We start from the raw sequence: 20,359 nt of genomic DNA, 5'->3' as shown, positions 1-20,359 counted from the left end.
TGTAGGTTATTATTTACCCTGTGCGTTAGTTGAATCTTTAGCAGGGGCTGCGGCTGTGTCGGCAGCAGGTGCTTCCTGTTTTACCGGCTGTGGCTGTATGGCCATACCGTCTTTCAGTTTGCCTGCACCTTCTACCACTATGGTTTCACCTGCTTCTATACCATCGGTTACTATAAAGTTTTTACCGGAAGTGGTAGCTATGGTAAGTACTTTGCTCTTTACCGTATTGTCTTTGTTTACTACGTACAGCATTTGTTTGCCCTGCATGTCAAACACAGCGTTTTGAGGTACAACCAGTACATTTTTGTGCAGTACCGGTATGCGTACGGTACCTTTACCGCCGCTCCTCAGTACTGCCTGTGGGTTGTTAAACTCAGCACGGAACTGTGTAGTACCGGTTGTGGCATTGGCCAGCCCGTTTACGGTTTCCAGCTTACCTTTTATGTTATACTCACTACCGTCGGCAAGCAGCAGGCTTACCGCAGGCACCGCTTTAAGCTTCTGCTGTAGGGTAGCGCCGTTAAATGTTTTGGCAAAGTTTATAATCTGTGTTTCGTTCATGCTGAAGTACGCACGCACTATGTGGCTGTCGCTTACTGTAGTAAGCGGGTCGGTAGTAGTGGGGCTTACCAGCGCACCTACTTTATACGGCAGGCCGCCTATAACACCGCTTACCGGGGCAGTTATGGTACCAAAGCCTATATTGGCCGCAATACTGCTGTACGCTGCCTTGGCTGCCTCCAGGTTGGCCTGCGCGGTTTCCAGCTGCACGTTGCTGATGATTTTACGGTCTACCAGCGGCTTCAGGCGGTTAACCTCTACCTGTGCAGCCGCCACTTTGGCCTTAGCCGAAGCAGCATCCTGGTTCAGGGTTTGGGTTTCTATTTTAAAAAGCACCTGGCCTTTGCGTACTTCCTGGCCTTCGTCTACCAGTATCTGGGTGATGAAACCTGTAACCTTTGGCCTGATTTCCACATTTTGCTGGCCTTCCAGGTTGGCCGGGTACTCATCGTATACGGTGGCATCTTCACGGGCTACCGTTTGCACAGGGAAAGGCATAGGCCCGGCCTGTTGTGGTGCCTGCTGCTCTTTTTTGCCACAGGCTGCGAGTAATATCGTAATGGCCAGTACGCCAATAGCGGATGTTTTTCTCATGATGGTTTTGTGTGTAATTGATTGTTTATTTAACAAGGTGATGTCTATTTTTTTCCTTTTTCTATTTCTTTAAAACGGTTGATGCTTTTGTTCAGCAGGGCTTCCATTTCCAGTATGTGCTCTTTATAGGCAAGCGATTTTTCCAGTTCCGATTTTTCTGCTTCGCAGCTCACCGTTTTGCTGCGGTAGTCCAGCATCTTCTCCATGATTTCCTTTTCAAAGGCTATCATCTTCAGGTAATTGTCAAACCGTTCGCTGAATGCTGCGGGGCGGTAGTACTTTTTGCGGTCGCCCGGCAGGGTGTAGTACGTTATCTTGCCCATTTTAAGCAACAGGTTCAGGTTTGTGGAAATCGAGCTTTTGCTGGCAGCCATCTGCTCCACAAGGTCGTCAAAGGTGTAGGGGCGTGTGCACGAATCCAGTATCAGTGTAGCCAGTATGCGCGACCCAAGGGGTGGCAGGTGGCCTATGTTTTCGAAGTGGATGCCAAATAGCTCTATAAGCTCTTCGCGCTGCTGTTTTAAACCGTCCATAGTACCATGCTGTAGAAATTTTGGGGCAAAGTTAAGTATTAGTTCGGTTGGTTCGGTTGTTAACGAACTTCGAATCGCGTTAATATTTTGTTAATGTTTTAATTTGAAGCAAAGGCGCCGGATTTTTGGATTGTTAGAATTTTAGATTTTCAGAAAAGAGGGTTAATGTGAACAAAAGGGGATATTTTATTAAAACATTTATGAAGATGTGGCGTTAAAGCTTTTAATTTGAGAAAATAATTTATTTTTGCCGTTGAAAATTTGAGATAATGTCGTTAAAGAAAGCGTACCTGATAGCCATTGTTGTGCTGCTTATAGACCAGGTTTCTAAAATCTATGTAAAGACACACTTCAGGCTCGATGAGGGTGTAAATGTGTTCAGTTGGTTCCAAATCCGTTTTATAGAAAACGACGGTATGGCCTGGGGTGCCAAGCTGCCGGGGTCTTACGGTAAGCTTATCCTTACGCTGTTCCGTATTATTGCGGTAGGAGGTATAGGCTGGTGGCTGGCCGATTCGGTTAAGAAACACGCCTCACCCTACCTTGTGGTATCCATTGCGCTGATACTTGCCGGTGCTTTCGGTAATATTATCGACTCTGTTTTCTACGGTGTTATCTTTAACAACAGCCTGCCGGGCACGGTAGCAACATTTGACACCGCGCACCACTATGGTACCTGGTTCCACGGTAAGGTGGTAGACATGTTCTATTTCCCGATTGTAAAAGACAGCGAAGGCAACACCCTTTTCTTCAATGCAATTTTTAACGTAGCCGATGCCGCCATTTCTGTTGGCGTGGGCATCCTGATTATTTTTAATAAAAAGGCATTCCCTAAAAACTAAACAGCTCAGGATATTATATATAAAACCTGCCCATTGGGCAGGTTTTTTTAGCTCCTTTTTTATACTTAAAGATGTTTGTTTAAGTGCTCTTTAAGCAGTATCAGGTCGCGCTCTATAGCCGGATTTTTAAACACATCGTAAAAAGCAAAAGTGGGCAGGGTATTAACCCCTACAAACTGTAAAGTTGCCGTAAACGGTTTTATAAAGTCTTCCATAGAGGTCCCCTTGAGCAGCTGGTCCTTGGCTGTAAAGGTTTCTTCGGGTGCATTCCAGGTATTTACAATCATGCCTTTGCTTTTCAGCAGGCCGCCGGTGCCATAATACCCTCCGTTGTTACGGCCGTCGCCGGCATAAATTTTGCCATAGCCGCTCATTAAAACCTTGTCTATATAATCCTTCGTCTTTGCCGGCATGCCAAACCAGTTTATGGGGAAATGCAGTAGTATAAAATCGGCGGTTACCCATTTTTCAATTTCCTCTGCTATGCTGTAGCCGTTGTCAATTACAGTTTCTGAAACCGTGTAGCCGTTTAACCCGAATACCGTCTTGGTTTCTTCAAAAATGGTGTTGTTCAGCCTGCCTTCGGCAATACGCTCCCAGCGGATGTGCCCGTTTATAATTAATGCGTTCATGTACTCTTTGGGTTTAAAGGTATTTTGCAAGGTTCAGTTCCACATCGCCATAGGTTTGCAGGCCTTTATCCAGCAAAGCCTTAATCCTTGTACGTGCCTCAGGTTCGGTAAGCGATGCAAAGAAAGCCGTTTGGGTTTCCATAATATGCCCGTCTTTAGGTAGTATTGCCCTTTCGTTCATCGTGGCTTTAATTTTCCTGATGATTTTTAAATCGAAAGAAGCAATGCGGCGGGCCAGGTTTTCTACAAAAGCATCGAGTTCGCTGTCGGCTAATGCCCGGTTAATCCAGCCGTAAGCAGCAGCAGTTTCGGCATTGTAATCGTCGCCGCTTAAAATAACCTCCAGCGCCCTGGCCTTGCCGGTAAGTAAGTGCAGACGTTCCAGCCCGCCACCGCCCGGAAAAGAGCCTATGCCGATTTCAGGCTGTGCAAATACAGCTTTTTCCTTACTGGCAAAACGCATATCAAAAGCCTGGATAAACTCACTGCCCAGGCCCCTTGCCCTGCCCCTTACAGAGGCTATGCTTACAAACGGCGCCTGCTCTAAGCGTTTGGCAATATCGGGCCAGGATTTGGAAAGGCCTGTTTTGCCCTCGCCTTTAGGGAAGTCGAAGATGTTAACCAGTTCGGCATGCGCCACATAAAAATCAGGGTTGGCACTTTCAAACACAACCACTTTCAGGCTTTCGTTGGCTTCCAGCTCGTCTGTAAGGGTGCGTAGCTGTACAGAAAATTCGGGGTCAAATACGTTTACGGGAGGGTTGTCAATGCTAACTTTCCAGTAGCTTTCGCTAATTTTTTGAGTAGTAAAAATCATGGTAAAGGAATTGAATTAATTTTAATGATAAAATTAGCCCTGCCCTTTACCCGCGGGTAGCACAAAGTGCACAATTGCTTATACTTTTCCCTGATTCCTTACCTCAAGCGGCGATTTGCCATTTATCTTTTTAAACAGGCGCGAAAAATAAGCGGGACTTTCAAACCCCAGCCTGTAGGCTACATCGCTGATGTTTATATCGGTCTGGAGCAGTAAAATTTCGGCCTGCCCGGCTATAAATTCGTGTATAAGGGTTACCGTGCTTTTACCGGTTTCTGCACGTACCAGGTTTGTAAGGTAGTTTGGAGACAGGTGCAGCTGTGTCGCAATATACGATACTGTGGGGATGTCTTTTAACGGTGCCGAAAGGTTGCTGTAATATTCCTGTAACAGTATTTTTACCCTGGCAGCTGTTGAATTTGCCTGTAAGGCCGTTTCTTTAAATTGCCTTTCATAAAACACTTCAGAATACGTGAGCACAACATTTAACAGTGACAGTATTACACCTGTATTGGCAGTATCCCGGTTGTTAACCAGCTCGTAGTGTATTTTTGTAAACAGCCAGGTAATTGTTTCTTCCTCTTCAGGGGTGAAAAACAGGGCATCATTAATTTCATAGCTGAAATACCTGTACTGCTTTATTTTAGCGGCAATAGGGTGTTTTTTTATAAGGTCGGGGTGGAAAACGAAAGAGTACCCGTCCCAAAAAGTTAGGCTGTCCCATGAAACTACCTGCCCGGGTTCGCTAAACAGCAACAATCCATTATCGGTATTGTACGTGCTGCTGCCATATTTTATTTGCCCCGGGAAGTTTTTCTTTAATGAAATTTTGTAGAGGTTAACCTGTATTTCGCTGCTCGACTGCGGAAAATTGGGTATAGCGTTTTTGCAAACCCTGCTGTCCATAAACGGGTGCGGTGGAGGTGCAAGGTTGAGGTACTTGTTATACGGGGTAAGCTCATTAAACACTTTCATAAAAGCAAATATGATGATTTTTAATGAACACACCACATAATTGTCCTTCTTGCCCTCACAAATAAAAAGGGGGAGCAGGTGTTACCAATACCTTACTCCCCCCGCGTCAACCAATTTACTTTAACCAAAAACTACTTATCGAATTCGTTAATCCCGTAAAGGATTTCTTTCATTTTAGTGCCGTTAATTTCTACCGGCCTGTAAGCAATATTAAACTTGTTTATTGCCACATCTATATCTTCCTTCAGTTTAGAATACTCTACAGGCAATTTTGTTTCGCACTGTTTTTCGTGTTCATAGCTGTTTAGTATTATCTTAAACTTCTCATAGAACTTTCCGCCTTGGTCTATAAAATTGTTGTACTCTGTAATGAATTGTAACAACCGGTCTACCGGGAAAGCCATATTTACCTGCATCTTGTCCTGGGTTGTGCCCTGTGCCGCCTGTGTTTTTGCGGCGTATTCATCCAGCTTTGTTGTTATGGTTTCCCAGTCGTCTGTAAGGCGGCATTTTTCTAATGTTTCGCTGTAACCTATGGGTTTTGTATATTCTTTAAACAGGTCTTCTATATCTGTTTTTACCTTAGCATTAGATGCCGTAAGGAAAGAGGTTTCGTAATAAATGGTGTTAAGGTCATTTTGCATACGTAATGTAAAATCAAGGATGCACTCTACATTTGTAAGCTCTTTTTCCTTCTCTTCCTTACTAAGGTTAGATGTAACCATGTTTGTAAAGGTTTGCACTACAGAAACCAGTGGGTTTGCACCTAAAATTGCAGAAAGGTCTACGCTGCTTTTTTTGTCTTTTTTTGCCGCTACCATCTCCTTCATTTTGTTGTACTCAGTATACTGGTTAGGGTTAGACATCTTATTAATCTCAGAAAATGTCCTTACCGAAGAAAAATGATGGTCCAGGCTTAGCACCTTATCATAAAGCAGCCTTATAATATGTAGGCCTTTTATATAACGCAGCCGGGTAACATCGGTAGTATTACTTTTTTGCAGCCGTAAAAGTTTGTCTTTTATAACATCTTTCTGAATGAGCAGGTTTACCTTTTCTTCAACACTATCTGCTTCTAAAAGCCGGTTATTAACTTGTTGTAGTTCTCTTTCCTTATCCAGTATAAGTTTGCCATAGTAGTTGTTTATCCCGCTTATTTCTGCAACCAGTTCTTTAACCACATCATTAGGGTCACCTCCGGGCGGATTTGCAAATCCCCCGAAACACACCATTAACATCATTATTACAAAAAATGGTTTCATAAATTTAAATTTATGCAGGTTAAAAAATTACTTGACAGACAGCACCAGGTCTATCTGTGCTGTATCGGCAGTAATGCGCAAAGAGTATTGTCCTGCCTTAACAATGCTGTAGGCAGGGTCTATACCTATATTACGCAGGCTTGTGGTGTCTATAGCCAGGTCCTGGGGCATTAAAAAATACACCGTTTCATTGGCTGCTATATTGTTAAAAGCCTTGCCGGCTATGCTTATCTGTTCGGTTTCAGACAGCAGCGCCCGCGATAGCTTCAGGGTAATAGTATTAGCCCCGGTTTTAACGGCTACACCATTTGCACCCGGATCAGAATGCAAAGCGCTGAATGATGTACTGCAGGAACCACGCATGTGTTCATCGCATTTTCCGTCTGCGAGCAGTTTACCCAATTCCATTTTGGCATCGAATGTAACGGGCGACTGTGCCAATACAAACGCCGGGAATAATCCCAGTACCATATACCACGTTTTTTTCATGTTGGTTTGTTTTTATTTATTAAATATTAGGTTTTTCATAAAATTGTAGGCAATGAAAACCAGGTTGCAAAACATTGCCGCTAAAAATAACCACGCATACATCCGCGGGTTTAAAGTGCTGTAGTCTCCATTAGCCCCGTATTGTACTACCGGGCTGTAATGAGACAGCTTTATAATAAAGTATACACTTACCGCATTTATAGTAAACAATACGGTATAGATAATATAATATGCTTTTATTTTCAACATTATAATAGTTTAGAACAGGGTAATAGAATACCGCCCCTGTTGTTTTAAAACAAGGTTATACTATATAATAGACAAGAAAATCCTGTACTTGCCAGGTTAAGGGATATCTGTGTATTTAATCTTCAAAGAGTGATTTTTTATCCTCTTCGGTTAAATTCCATTGTTCTTGTACGTCGGTATTAAGCAGGTAGTATTTTATATTGGCACCACTGCTATTGGCTTGTTTAATAAGCTTTACCCACTCAAAGGCTTTTTCCTTGTTCAGCTTTCCGGCGTGTATTGCCCAGGTTATTACTACATAACCATTATAACCCTTTTTAGGGTTTAAGGCCGCACCGTTAAAGTCATACACCATAGGTTTTAAATTAGTAAGCCCTTTAGTCGCGTCGGCAGGCTGGTCATTCAGGGTTTTTAGATCTGCTATGAAATCACCCACTTTTGCATTACAGTCTTTGGCCGTTTTTTTATAGCTTACAAATTCGCCCTTTGCGTTATAAAACATAGCATCTGGTATGGTGAGCATTTTAGCCTCAGACGCTTTTAACAATGAAGGCAAGTCCTTAAAAATAACCACATCTGTAGTGTCTATCTTTTTTTTATTCAGGTACTTATATACAGTTTCCTTGTTTTCAAGTTTTGGGTCTTTAATGCCATAATATTTTACAAGCAACGGCTTACAGCCGGTAAGAAAAGCTGCGAATAACAGAAGTAGTAATACTTTTTTCATTTTAAAGAATTTATACCTTTACATTGTTAAACCTATTATTTGGTATAATTGTAGTAAATAATAACTACCATACAGAATAAGGCTAATACTGCTTTAAGCAATCGTAAGAATGAAAATTTCTTTTCTTCCCTGTAAACTTTTACCAAATAATATAAATCGGTAAAAAAGATAACAGCCATCATAATTATAAGGATAAATTTCATAATTACTTAGAAGTAAATTTATCTGTGCTTATGAAGAAAAACTGTACACTGTCTTTGTATTTATTATACATGGCAGGGATAACCTTAGAGTCAAACTCTTTAGCATACATTCCGTAGTGGTAAAACACATAATACTTTTTACTTGGGTCTATACCGGCCTTATTTCCGTTTATTCCTATAATCTCCTTCATTTTTTGTTTAATAGGAATCGGATTTTTTTGATAAAAAACCATAGTGTCATTAACAATTTTCTTCTGGACTAAAAGGCTGTCAATAAAAAACGGAAGTTCCATATAACAGGTCCCTATATGTAATTGTGTAAATTTTTTATTATATACATTCAGGTTTGGCTGTCCTTTTGCCAAAGCATCCGGTTGCAAAGAATCGGCAAGCCTATACAAGGCATTATGTGGCAATCCCATTTCATCTGCATAACGGTTAAGTTTATTTTGTGTTACAAAACCTTTGTTTGTGTTGCATGAAGCAATCGCCGCTAAAATTATAAGACCGATAAAAAATGTATATGTTTTCATACTAATGGATTTTAAAAACCCGGCCTGCTAGTTTACAGGCCGGGCAGAATGAATAGATTACGTCAGCGTATTATAATCTGCAGCCCTTTTTTAAGAGGGTTATTTAAATGCTAATTGGCTATTATGAAAAAAAGCTCAATAAAAAATAAAACCGCTATTAGTAAGAAAACCGAACTAATTCTCCATCTATCACGATACCATTGATAAATTGAGAAAACAGGCAGGCAGATATTCAGTAAGACGACAGGGAACCAAACAATTTCAAAAATGGCCCCAACTCCGGCATGATCATATATATCATTATTTTTTGCAAAATACCAGTATAAAGATGTTACAATCAGGAGAATGAAAAGAATAGCTGAAACCAAAAATCTGCTTTCTACGTAAGATTTATTTTTCATTTTTTAAAAAGGAGTTATTGCCTTTACGGCCCACCAGTAATATGAAATAGTATTTCCGGAGCAACTGGTGGGTTTACATCCGCTGAAACACCAAGAATGCTGGCATTGCTGACATGCCATATCATGAGCAAGACACCCTGCACTCCAGTATAAACAATTTCCACTGTAATTTCCACAACAACCGCATTCTCCACCTTGTGGCCAACCTGTTGTTGTAAAAGAATTATTAAGTTGAGTCCTGATTTGCGACATAGTCATATCACCCTCAAAATTTGCTAAAGCGGTTAAGTAATAACCTATTCCCTTATTTGCCGAATCGCTTTGCTGCCTTTGTTTTAAATAAGTTTTAAATGCTGCTGCATTTATAACAACATCTTCTTCGCATACAAAGCCAGATACAACTACAGGGTAAGTATCCATAACTTTAAAATTAACGTTTCCGTTATTTGCAGCATCTCTTTTAGCACCATTCAAAACAGACTGAAACATAAGTAATCCCTGATATACATATGAGCGATGAAACTTAGCACTTAACGTATCATGAACCGATAATGCCATATCACCAACATATTTACTGTGTTTTAATATTGGGGTTTTGCCATTAGCGGTAAAAAGTGATTTATATTTACTTTTAAGCAATGCATCAAGGGCTGTTGTGTCTTTGACATTCGACGCATTCAAAGAAATACTACCGTAATCAATAGTGTTTTTTAAGATATCATCCTTTACCTTTAAACTTACAACCATTGATGTGTCTTTGTTAGTAACGTTTAATTTTACTCCGTAAGTTATAGTAATACCGTCTTTTGTATTCTTATGAATCCATTGGGAAAATGCCCCTTGTGAAAAAATTGTGAAAAACGCAAAAAGCAATAAAAATTTTACTTTCATATTTTAATAAGTTGATTAATAATCAGATTTAATGATTGATAAATTGATTCGTTGTTATTTTTTGGCTTGTTTTAGACGTTTAGGGCAGCTGAACAGACAAGCCTGCTATAAACTTTCAGCAGCCCTCTTATATAAGGTACCGGTACTTATTTTTATGGGTGCTCCCTTGCTTTCATGGCAATACTTACTTTAAATTGGTTGAACATTAAATGTTGGTTGATTCCGGCAACAATGCCGGTTGGTTGGTCTGTCGGTGGTTGGTTTTGCCCCCTCGGGTAATCGCGCTAATTTTTTGGGTGGTTAGCAGCCTATTCTGCCCTGCTACAGGCCACACTTATTGTTATGGCTTGTTGTATTCCGGTGTTTGCACCGGTTATAGCTCCGTGGAGATTATGCCTCCTTATGTACCATTTCCCGTCTTTTCCGCCATCATATGCACCATATCTTGCTACGGATGCCGCCATCAGGATTAGGTTTTTGTCTGTACCTGTAAGGGCGACATTGTTAAGAATCCCCTGTTCAAATACCAGCATGTTATTATAACACTCTGTAAAAGGTTTATCATTATATGATTCGGCCATTGTTAATAATTCGGCCAGTTTTTGGCGGCCCGCTGCCGATGCACTTGTAGCATTAATAATAGTTGTACTGCTGTTAGTGTTGTTTAGCACCCATTGTACCGTAGTGGCATTTGTTGTGCCGTAATTTTGGCCTAAGGCAGTAAATTCGGTATTTTGCCCTGCCTGTTGGTCTACAGATGCACATATTGCCGAAACAGTATGTGTAGGGCTTGCAGCAATAACAGCATTGTTAACATCTATAAACAATCTTCCTGCGGCATCATACGGGTTGTTTTGGTTACCGGCTTCGGGCCCGGCCTTACTATACATGCTACTGTTTATCACGCCGGCATTCGCAGCAACATCGGTTTTAGCTATATTCTCGTTTTCATCTGTTGTACACGATACAAAGAGCACAGATACAAATAGTGCAGGTAATAAAAATTTTTTCATGGGTTGGTAACTTGTTTAAAATTGGTTGCTATAATTTCAGTTTTCAATTTGCCCGGGTAACTGAATTTTTCATAAACGTTAACTGCAATTGCTTGTTGCTAACGATGACAAAACTATAGCGCTAAAATGCCCTGCACAACTGTACTTTCATGGAATTTATAAATTGCACGCTACGAATTTATAAATTACACGCAGTGAAAAAAGCATCCTAAAATACTGATAGAAAGTGGGTTAATCCGGCTTGTTTTTTGAAAAAAATGTGTGTAGATATTTCCGGTTTTTATGCTGCGCGGATTAGTAAAGAATAAGGAAAAAATGCCGCTTTTTGCGTAAATTGCATCACCCTAAACCAGAAAAGAATTAACTAAAACATGAAAAAAAATAGCTTGATATTTTTTTTTCTGCTCCTGTTTACAAAACAGATAGTAAGCGCCCAGGAAAAAACCGGGCTGCTTGATAAAAAAAGTTACACAGAACTCCAGAAAATAATCGATAGTGTAGACAAAGGGAAGCCAGCCCTTCCGTACCTGAAAGCATATTTAGATAAGGCAAAAGCAGAAAAGCAGCCCGAAAGGCTGTTTGACGCCTATGAGAATTATGCCTACAGCGGAGAGCCTGTATTAATGTTGCATTATGCCGATAGCGTACTGCAAACAGCTGAAAAAATTAATACAAATGAGAAGTTAGGCACAGCATATGAAGCATTGTCTATAGTCAATTATCATGTAAAGAATTATAAGAAAGCTTTAGATTATATATTAATAGCCGATAAATACGCAAGTAAATCAGATAATGCCGATTTAAAATTTAGCGTAAAATATGGTATTGCAGATATTAAATCCTACCTCGGGTTTTATAACGATGCCCTTTTGTTATACAAAGAGTGTGCAGCATATTATAAAACGGAATCTATACGAGGGTATATAAGTTGCCTGGAAAGTATTGCGCATAGTTACAACAAAATGCATGATTTTAATGAGGCAACTAAATACAATGAATTGGCACTATCTGAGGCCCGTAAAATAGACGATGAAAACTCAATAGGCTACTATTATTATTACGAGGGTATAAATCTTTATGGGAAAAAACAATACCAAAAAACAATTGAATACCTGCACAAGGCCGAACCGGCAATAGCTCAGCTAAATGATATCGCTGCTAAAACTATTTCATCGTATTACATAGGGAGAAGTTATAAAGCCCTTGGCGACAATGCTAAAGCCATGGCGTATTTCAAAAAAACCGACCAGTCATTTAATAAGTATAAATATTTCAATCCGGACCTGCGTGCGAATTATGAATTACTGATTAATGAAGCCAAAAGGACAGGCAGTACTTCCGAACAACTGTATTACATTAACCAGCTTATGAGGGCCGACAGCCTGTTAAATACCGACTATAAATACCTTTCGGGGAAAATATACAAAGAGTATGATACCAAGTTACTGATTGCCGAAAAAAGCAGGATAGAACGCCAGCTGGCATGGGAAGAAAACATATCGCTTGTACTGTATATAATCATCGGTATGCTGTTTATAACGGTAATTACGCTGTTGTACCGTTACCTTACCAATCAAAGAAAGTATAAGCAGCGCTTTAAAGAATTACTTGAAGCAAAAGCTGAAACCGTATCGGTTATTGCTTACCCGGAAGAAATCCCTGTAGATACTGCAGCAACTGTAGAAGGCGCCGGTTATGAGGGCGGGGAAGAAAAAGAAACAGAGAAAAAACCGGATATCAACCCCGAAGTGGTTACTGCTGTACTGAAACAGCTTACACGGTTTGAAGAAAAAAGTAAGTTTACACAAAAAGACATTACCCTTAGCGGGCTTGCGGCTACTCTGGGAACAAATTCCAGCTATCTGTCTAAAATAATAAACTATTACAAAGGCACATCGTTTGCAGGATATCTTAATGATTTACGCATAAACTACATAACCGAGCTGCTAAAAAACGAACCGCGGTTACGAAACTTTACAATGAAAGCACTTGCCGAAGAAGCCGGCTTCAGTACACCCCAGCACTTCTCTAAAGCATTTTTTGCAAAAAACGGGATATATCCCTCTTACTTTATAACAGAACTTGATAAGGCTTTCCCGGGGCGCCCGGTAAAACTATAGCCGTTTATATTACAACGTACAAACCCTGCCTTTACGGGCAGGGTTTTTCTTGTGCAGCCTTTAAGGTATTTTCGGGATGCAGTATAAAAATGAAAAGGGCTGCCCCGTTTTTTTGAGGCAGCCCCATCATGGTAGAAGATGTTGCTTAATGAAAATAAAGTTTGATTAGAAAATTATACGTTTGCTTACTTTGCCTTTTGCGGTTTGCACTTCTACTATAAGCACCTGCTGTTCTGCCGCAAGGCTGCTTATACTGAACTGTGTGGCGTTAATACCGGCATGGCTGTACAGTTTACGTCCGCGTATATCAAAAACGCTAACGCTTTCCATCAGCTCATTCCCGCTGTTAACGCCTATGGTTTTACCTTCGGTGTATATTATTACGCTGTTGCTTTCAGGGGCAGGATTGTCTGTACCCAGGGCCTGCGTTGTATAAATCACATCAAAACGTCCTTCAAAGCTGCCCATTTCCGATGCAAAAGTATAGTCAAGCTGGGTAAGGTCGCGCACCAGGCCTTCCTGGTTATCCCTCAGGTAAATTTTCTGCCCGTCTTCAAACAGCCCGTCTACATGGTCCAGGCTTACGGTATAGGTACCTGCCTCAGGCACGGTATACCCCATTGGCACTACGTCGGCCACTTCAAATTCAGGGCGTGCCTGTATGGCAAGCGGCGTACTTTCGGCTACCGAATAAAATGCCACGGTATTGCCGTCTGTAAGTTTCTCGGCATCAAAGCCGTAATCCAGTGCCATAGTGCCCTCTTCCATGTAGGCAACCATGGTTTGGCTTGTAGTACCGTTTTCGGCGGCCATGTTCAGCCACAGGCGCGATGCAGCTGCCGCAGCCGACTTAAAGAAGCCCTGGCTGGCACCCGGAGCGCCACGGCGCATACCGTTTGTAAAGGTTACCGATGCCGATGGAAGCGATGGTAATGTTTTTACAAAGAAGCCCTGGCCCTGAGATATCAGCCAGCTGCTGTAAGACCCGGTTTGGTAATAACTTGCCTGGTCGCTGCCGCCACCGGCTGCCGGGTTTGCCACAAAGCCTGCCTGGCTTAGCGTGGCATACGATGAGTTTGCACTGTTGTTTTTCTTCCTCCAAAGGTAGATACCCGATGTTACGTCTATAACCGTATTGTTTCCGGTAAAGAAGTCCGACAGGTTTATAGGCGAAGGGTAGGGGTTACCTACAGCAGTAAAGCGGGTGCCCTGCGTGTTAAGTGCATAGGTAATGGTACCGTTGTGCGGTGTACCGGTAAATACGCCGTCAAAATAATAGTTGTCCGTACCGGCTATATATTCCGATGGTGTGGTTATACCGTCGTTAGTACTGCCGGTTACGTTAGCCGTAGTTACATTCGGCATACGGATAAGGAATCCCTTAGCGGAAGTAAATGTTGTTGTAGACGGCGTTACTGGCGAATACGCCGATATGTTTAACGTAGGGCTGTAAATATACTCGTAGAAACGGTTTGCCGAGGTTGCCGGTGAAAAATCAAGCAGGTTTTGCCCGTCTACCGGAGATGACCACAGGGTATAATCTAACCTGTACAGCGGGTTGCTGGTTTTGTGCTGGGTAATGTTACCACTGTTAGCAGCAGTGGTTATCTGCACCAGCGCAGCATTGTTGTTAAAGGTAAATGTACCGCCTGTGTTTACGGTAACACTGCCGTTTACCGTTACGGTATAGCCTGTAGGCACTACCACGTTGGCACCGTTGTTTACTACCACCGTACAGGCGCTGAAGCTTCCGGTGGCGGTATAGCTTCCGTTAAATATTACAGCATCGGTAGCGGTAGGTGCGCCGTTATCCCATGCAGTACCGTCCCAGGTGGTGGTATTTATTTTTACTTCTACGTAGTTAGAGTATACCACATCGCAAGATCCGTTTTGTATTACAGCCCTAAGGTAGCGGGTAGAGGTAAGCGTAGTACCTATTTCGGCACCGGTAAGGGTGGCATTTGTACTGGCTATAAACGTAGGGTTAGGGAATGCTGTAGAGGTAGAACGCTCCCAGCGTACTATAGTACCTGTATATCCTGTAAGTGTTATGGCTGCCGGGGTGGTATTGGCACAAATAGACTGGTTAGCCGAAAGTGTACCGGCCACCGGTGCAGCGGTTACTGTTACTGTGGTATTAGATGTACCTGTACCACCGTTAGCATCACGCACGGTTAAGGTGTATACAACAGTACCCACAGTACTTGTAGGGGGAACTGCCGTAGCTGCGTTGCCCAGGCCATTGCTCCACGAGTAGGTGTAACCACCCACACCGCCCGATACTTCAGAGCTGAGTGTTACAACAGTGTTTTGGCAGAAGGTACCTCCGCCGCTTGCCACTACTGCCACAGCTGCACTCTTAATACCTGTAAAGTACGACGTTTGGCCTGCGGTAAGCGTAGCGCCTGTAGCGGTAAGCGTGGTGCTGCCCAGCGTGCTGAAGCGTGTCCATGGGTTGCTGGTTACGTTAAAGGTGCCGTTTAGCTGGGCTGCCACAAGGGCGCTTTCGCCGCCTACGGCATCACCGGTTACGTAAGTGCCGGTTACGGTAGCTATGGCATTGGTTATACCGGTCTGCGTTACGCTCCAGTAACGGGTAAGGTAATTGTCGGTAGCGTAGTTGTTAGGATGCGAGGCATCGGTTACATTAACGCTTACATAAGCGCCGCTAAACGTACCCGATGTAACATTTACCGTTACAGGCGAATATGTGGTATTGCTCGTAGTTTCACCAATAGGGAAGGTATACGAACCCGTGCCGGTATACGGCCTGCGTACACGGCCCGTGCCGTCGGCATCTATCATGCTGGTGGTAGAGAAGGTACCTGCCACGGCATTGGCACCCAGGGTAAGGTCGTAATTGGCTATGTCCAGTACACCTGATGTTAAAGTAAGGGTATTGGTCACCGCAATATTGTTTTGCAGGATAAGCGTACCCGAACCCGAAGGTTTGTTAAGCGTAAGGTTATAGAACGACGGGCTTACAGTACCGCCTATGCGTTGTCCTTCATCATCAATACCTAACATTGATATTGTTTTGTTCGAAAAATCTACGGCCTGGTTCAGGGTAAGGTCGCCCACAATATTAAGCGATGCAGGGAATACTGCCCCAGTACCGTTTATTATAAGGTTGTGGTAAGCATTTTGGTAACCGTCCGGTGTTACTATCGTTTGGTTTGTACCGGCGTAAATTACCGTATTGTGCACCGCAGCTGTAGAGAACGTGCCCGATTTTGTAAACGTGCCGGCTATGCTCAGTACGTTATCGGTAAGCGGCCTGAATATGGTGCCCGAAGGTATGGTAAGGTTGTTAAAGGTAGTACTACCCGCCATAGTAACATCGCCCGTAGCCGAAGCGGCGTTAAAGGTTACCGTACTGGTAGACGGGTTAAAGGTACCGTAGTTAATCCACGCACCGGTGGCGGTGGTTACGGTTAGGCTGCCTGCCGCAGGCGCGTTAAGTATACCGCCGGTTTCTATGGTAAGCGAGCCTATGGTTACGGTAGCGTTTAGTGTTGGGTCGTTCGGTGTAGTGGCAGCATCAGGGATGATAACCTTTGTAGCGTCAGACGGCGTAGCATTTGGCGTCCAGTTAGCAGCCGTAGTCCACGATGTACTTACCGATCCGTTCCAGGTAGCGGTTGTTACCTGAGAGTTGGCCAGGGTAAGCAGCTTGGAACCGAATGTAGATGAGAAGAACGCTACGTTTACGTTAGCCAGTTCCACAAAGTTATCGGTAGTGCTGTAGTTGGTACGGCTTTGCTCTATCACCTGTAGTGGCGATACCTGTACTACCCAGTCTACCAGTTTGTTCTCGGTATTGCCATTCAGTTCGCTGTCCAGGTAGTGGGCAGATATGATGGCTTTGGTACCGGTTCCGCCTGTTTGTATAAAGTCGTACGTCCTTAAAATACCATCGGTTTTGCCTGTAGGGGCCTGGCCCAATGTCAGCTTAATAGACATGGAGGTAGGTAAAGTACCTCCAACAGGATATAAAATACTGGTGCGCGGGTGGCCAAAGGTATACAGCGTATTGGTAGTAATACCCGCTGTACGTGCCGTAATACCGCTTACCTCTCCCACACCGGTGTTAGATGCCGTAGCAGCCATGGTTATAGTGTACGTACTGGTGTCAAAGGCACCTTTAGTAGCACTAACGTTGGCATTTGGCAGGTGCAGGTCACCGTTAAGGGTTATGTTGCCGGTAGCGTTACCGCCACCGGTTGTATTTACCGTTACCTTGTTATAGGTACCCGCAGGCAGGTATTGCGCTGTAGTAGCCGCATTTAAGGCAACCGTACCGGTGCCGCTCCATGTTTTACCACTGGCAAATGGCGTTGTGGTAGTATTTGTAGTGGTCACCGTACCGTTATTGGTTATTGTGGTAAGCGTACCTGTTAGCGTATTGGTACCCAGTGCCAGGGTTTGGCCTTCGTCTACGGTAAGTGTGCCGTTTACCGCCAGGCTATTGCCCAGGGTAACGGTATTGGTACCCGATGGGCTTACCGTAAAGTTATTCAGCAGGTTAGTGGTGCCCACTGTTACCTGGTCAAAGCTAAGCGTAGGGCTTACTGCACCCGATACGGTAAGATTAGACGAACTGCTTCCGCTAAGGCCTGCAGTGGTGGTATTGGTCACCGTACCGTTAAGCGTCAACGTATTGGCACCAATGTATAGTTTACCATTGTTAAAGGTAATGTTGCCGTTTAGTGTGGCAGCGCCTACAAGGTTGGCATTACCGGCCAGTACGGCGGTTTCTGCCGTGCCGGTAAGCGATGTAAACACCGTAGACGGGTTGGCTACGATTTGTATATCGTCCAGGGCTATTTCGTCATAGGCTGAGCCTGACACGCTGGTGCCGCTCCACCTCAGGTAGTAGAAGGAATTACTGGCTATGTTAAGCCCGGTAAGGGTAACTACTTTGTAGTACATTTTCCAGCCCGGCAATGCATCTGCCGCAGCGGTGGAGCTTAAATCCAGTACCGATGCTGCTGTATACGTGCTGTTATTGGCACTGTAACTAAAGTTATAGCTGTTAGCACCGGCCTGGTCATTGTATACATATACTTTGTAGCCGATGTTTAGCGACGTTATAGCGGCGCCGGTTTGGTTCTGGAAACGCAGTGTGGTACTTCCCGAAACATAATCGCCTCCGGGCTGTAAACCTAAAGCATAGTTTCCGGTGGCCACTTCAAAGGCGTAAAGCCCCGGGTCGGTTTCCCCACCGTCAGACGGGCCGTTGCCATATGCAGCATCGTCTTCGTTTGTATCGGTACCGAAAGTTGCTGCTCCTGTAGTCAGTGACCCGAATACAAAAGCATACGAACTCAACTCGCCATCATCAGGGTCGGTGTTTATACCGGCACCACCATAGGTACCCATATTTACACCTTCTACCGTAGTGTCAAAGTTTATGGTATAGCGTGTATTGGTAGCGGCTATTTGCCAGCCCAAAGGCGCGTTAAGGGTAGTGGTGTTTCCTGTGGCTGGGGTAGTAATCCTGTAATTTTCTGTACCGCCCGAACCGTTAAGCCCATACACGGCCACATAGTAGGTAGTGGTGGGCGAAAGGCCGCTAAGGGATACACTGTTTCCGGTGCCTTTGTATACGGCATAGTTTCCTGCGCCTACTTCAGAGCCTGCGCCAAATGTGGACGAAGCCGTGTACACAACTCCGTCTGTAGGTGAGCCGTCTACGGCACTGCCTGATTTTACTACCACAAGGTGGTTGCTTCCGTTGCCGTTTGTCCAGTTTATTGTGGTGCCTATAGAGGTAGTGCCGCTAAAGGTAACCCCGGTAGCCGAAGTGGTAGGCTCGGTAGAAAGTACCGTTGCCGAAACGGCAATTTGCTTAGTAGCGCCTCCGGTAGTGGTAAGGGTTATGTTGCCGGTATACAAGCCTGCCGGGGCAGTAGAACGTACCCGCACATACGTGGGGACTGTGGCTGCCGCAACGTTAATGCTGGTGCTGTATGTACCGCCCGAAGTAGCGGCTACTTCAAAGTTGGTAGGCGCAGTTATGGTAATACTGCCCGATGTAAGGTTAGCACCGGTTGAGGTAAAGCTTTGAAATGCCGATACCGTACCGGTTATGGTGCTGAATGCCGTGAGCGCATTTGTAGATGTAGAGATTGACGGTATACCCGCCGGGTCTATCGTAAACGTTTGCGCTGAAGAAACTGCCGAACCCGTGGCTACTGTTATAGAAGCAGTGCCTGCACTGGCTATATTAGCTGCGGGTACCGAGGCGGTGAGCTGTGTAGCCGAAACATACGTGGTGGTTAGCGGTGTGCCGTTCCACCGTACGGCTGAGGCACTGGTAAAGTTGCCCCCGTTTACGGTAAGTGTAAATGTACCGGTACCGGCCACCCTCGATGTAGGCGATATAGAGTTAAGGTAAGGCGTGTCTACCGTTACCTTTACGTTGTCATAAAAAGCTGTTTGCTTGCTTTTGGTGGCTGCGTTCCAAAAGGCGCCCATTAGCGGCAATGCGGTAGTGGTAGAACCGTTGTTTACCACAGTACCCTGCGATGTAAGCGTACCCGATGCAGGATCCTGGAATGAGCTGCCGTCATTACGCACATACAGCTGCCAGGTATTGGTAGACGGAGTATAGGTTACCTTTACGCTGAGGTATTGGTTACCAAAATCGTTAAGCCCCGATGTATTAGACATCATCAGGGTGGTATTGGTCCGTATACCTGCGGTGTAGCGTACCAGGCGCAGGCGGTCGGTTTTGCCTGATTCGCCCAGTGTTACGGCATAGCCGGACCCTGTAGTGGCACTGGTGTTTGTGGTACCTGCCAAAACAAAAGCGGTACCATAATACGCCGTTTGCAGGCTGGATGGGTTTGTACGTATCTGGCGCATGTTAAACGTCCAGGTTACCACACCGCCGTTAGACCCCAGCGTGGTGTTGTACGGCGCTGCCTGGCCGGTAGTGTAGGCCAGTACCCAACCCCAGTTGTTAAAGCTTCCGCTGGCATCGTTAGTCAGCGCCATGTAACCGGAGTTAATCATGGCACCCATATCGGTACCACTGCGTAGCATGGACCAGGTGCTGCTACTGCCTATAGGCCCGTTTGTAACGGTGTAGGAAGTACCTGCCGAAGTTGAAAAATCAGAGCTGAATACCGTAGTCTGCTGGCTGTACACTACAGCGCTGAGCAGCAAGATGAATACGGTGACGGTTTTTTTGAGATTGAGTAATTTTCTGGGCATAAAAATATTAATTTAATAAATTACATATACTGAATTTAGTAATAAATCGATTTTTAATATTTAAAACGAATACGGATTCCGACCAAAAGCTTGTTTTGTCGATTAAAGAAATGTTATGTAGCTATTTTTTGAAACCCACTCCTGTTACAAAAATAGTAGGTACAAAATTGGTTGGTGTTAATGCGCTGATTTATCGGGTAAAATGCAATAGTTTTCGACTAACTGCTGAAAATCAATTGCTTTAGAAAGGGAACACTTGTTAAGAATTTTATAAAATTCTATTTTATACTACCTGA

At 43.9% G+C, this 20,359-nt stretch carries 15 protein-coding genes; 2 read left to right on the top strand and 13 right to left on the bottom strand.

What is annotated here, in order from left to right:
- Positions 1–9: 9 nt before the first annotated feature.
- Together ACZIX4_RS15875 and ACZIX4_RS15870 are read right to left on the bottom strand one after the other, a co-directional pair.
- On the bottom strand, positions 10–1,155 hold the full coding sequence (locus ACZIX4_RS15875; RefSeq protein ID WP_463336620.1) for an efflux RND transporter periplasmic adaptor subunit: 1,146 nt from the start codon (positions 1,153–1,155) through the stop codon (positions 10–12).
- A gap of 44 nt (positions 1,156–1,199) precedes the next feature.
- Positions 1,200–1,688 carry a GbsR/MarR family transcriptional regulator gene (locus ACZIX4_RS15870; RefSeq protein ID WP_463336619.1) on the bottom strand — a complete coding sequence of 163 codons (489 nt, stop codon included), beginning with the start codon at positions 1,686–1,688 and terminating at the stop codon, positions 1,200–1,202.
- 269 nt (positions 1,689–1,957) lie between these two features.
- On the opposite strand from ACZIX4_RS15870, the gene ACZIX4_RS15865 reads away from it, so the two are divergent.
- The gene (locus tag ACZIX4_RS15865) at positions 1,958–2,530 is read left to right on the top strand and encodes a lipoprotein signal peptidase (protein WP_463336618.1); all 573 of its coding nucleotides are present in this window, start codon (positions 1,958–1,960) and stop codon (positions 2,528–2,530) included.
- A gap of 65 nt (positions 2,531–2,595) precedes the next feature.
- Here the strand turns inward: ACZIX4_RS15865 and ACZIX4_RS15860 are convergent, their stop codons facing one another.
- The 10 genes from ACZIX4_RS15860 to ACZIX4_RS15815 form a co-directional block, all read right to left on the bottom strand.
- Complete coding sequence (locus ACZIX4_RS15860; protein WP_463336617.1) at positions 2,596–3,162, bottom strand: NAD(P)H-dependent oxidoreductase; 567 nt, start codon at positions 3,160–3,162, stop codon at positions 2,596–2,598.
- 13 nt (positions 3,163–3,175) lie between these two features.
- The gene (locus tag ACZIX4_RS15855) at positions 3,176–3,979 is read right to left on the bottom strand and encodes an enoyl-CoA hydratase/isomerase family protein (RefSeq protein ID WP_463336616.1); all 804 of its coding nucleotides are present in this window, start codon (positions 3,977–3,979) and stop codon (positions 3,176–3,178) included.
- A gap of 78 nt (positions 3,980–4,057) precedes the next feature.
- A complete protein-coding gene (locus tag ACZIX4_RS15850; protein WP_463336615.1) occupies positions 4,058–4,954 on the bottom strand; it encodes a helix-turn-helix domain-containing protein in 897 nt (298 codons plus the stop codon).
- Between the two features lie 131 nt (positions 4,955–5,085).
- Complete coding sequence (locus ACZIX4_RS15845) at positions 5,086–6,216, bottom strand: hypothetical protein (protein ID WP_463336614.1); 1,131 nt, start codon at positions 6,214–6,216, stop codon at positions 5,086–5,088.
- Between the two features lie 27 nt (positions 6,217–6,243).
- A complete protein-coding gene (locus ACZIX4_RS15840) occupies positions 6,244–6,705 on the bottom strand; it encodes a hypothetical protein (protein WP_463336613.1) in 462 nt (153 codons plus the stop codon).
- 364 nt (positions 6,706–7,069) lie between these two features.
- Positions 7,070–7,681, bottom strand: a complete 612-nt coding sequence (locus tag ACZIX4_RS15835; RefSeq protein WP_463336612.1) for a hypothetical protein — start codon at positions 7,679–7,681, stop codon at positions 7,070–7,072.
- A gap of 205 nt (positions 7,682–7,886) precedes the next feature.
- On the bottom strand, positions 7,887–8,417 hold the full coding sequence (locus tag ACZIX4_RS15830) for a hypothetical protein (RefSeq protein WP_463336611.1): 531 nt from the start codon (positions 8,415–8,417) through the stop codon (positions 7,887–7,889).
- 110 nt (positions 8,418–8,527) lie between these two features.
- On the bottom strand, positions 8,528–8,818 hold the full coding sequence (locus tag ACZIX4_RS15825) for a hypothetical protein (protein WP_463336610.1): 291 nt from the start codon (positions 8,816–8,818) through the stop codon (positions 8,528–8,530).
- A gap of 3 nt (positions 8,819–8,821) precedes the next feature.
- Positions 8,822–9,709 (bottom strand): hypothetical protein, encoded by an 888-nt coding sequence (locus tag ACZIX4_RS15820; RefSeq protein ID WP_463336609.1) that lies wholly within the window; start codon positions 9,707–9,709, stop codon positions 8,822–8,824.
- Positions 9,710–10,017: 308 nt separating this feature from the next.
- A complete protein-coding gene (locus ACZIX4_RS15815; RefSeq protein ID WP_463336608.1) occupies positions 10,018–10,722 on the bottom strand; it encodes a hypothetical protein in 705 nt (234 codons plus the stop codon).
- Between the two features lie 386 nt (positions 10,723–11,108).
- On the opposite strand from ACZIX4_RS15815, the gene ACZIX4_RS15810 reads away from it, so the two are divergent.
- A complete protein-coding gene (locus tag ACZIX4_RS15810; RefSeq protein WP_463336607.1) occupies positions 11,109–12,842 on the top strand; it encodes a helix-turn-helix domain-containing protein in 1,734 nt (577 codons plus the stop codon).
- 165 nt (positions 12,843–13,007) lie between these two features.
- On the opposite strand, the gene ACZIX4_RS15805 is transcribed toward ACZIX4_RS15810, so the two are convergent.
- Positions 13,008–20,063, bottom strand: a complete 7,056-nt coding sequence (locus ACZIX4_RS15805) for a T9SS sorting signal type C domain-containing protein (RefSeq protein WP_463336606.1) — start codon at positions 20,061–20,063, stop codon at positions 13,008–13,010.
- Positions 20,064–20,359: the final 296 nt, after the last annotated feature.

It is taken from the genome of Flavobacterium niveum (assembly GCF_055231775.1).
Note: the sequence above shows the minus strand (reverse complement) of the source record. Positions and strands in the feature narration are given on the sequence as shown.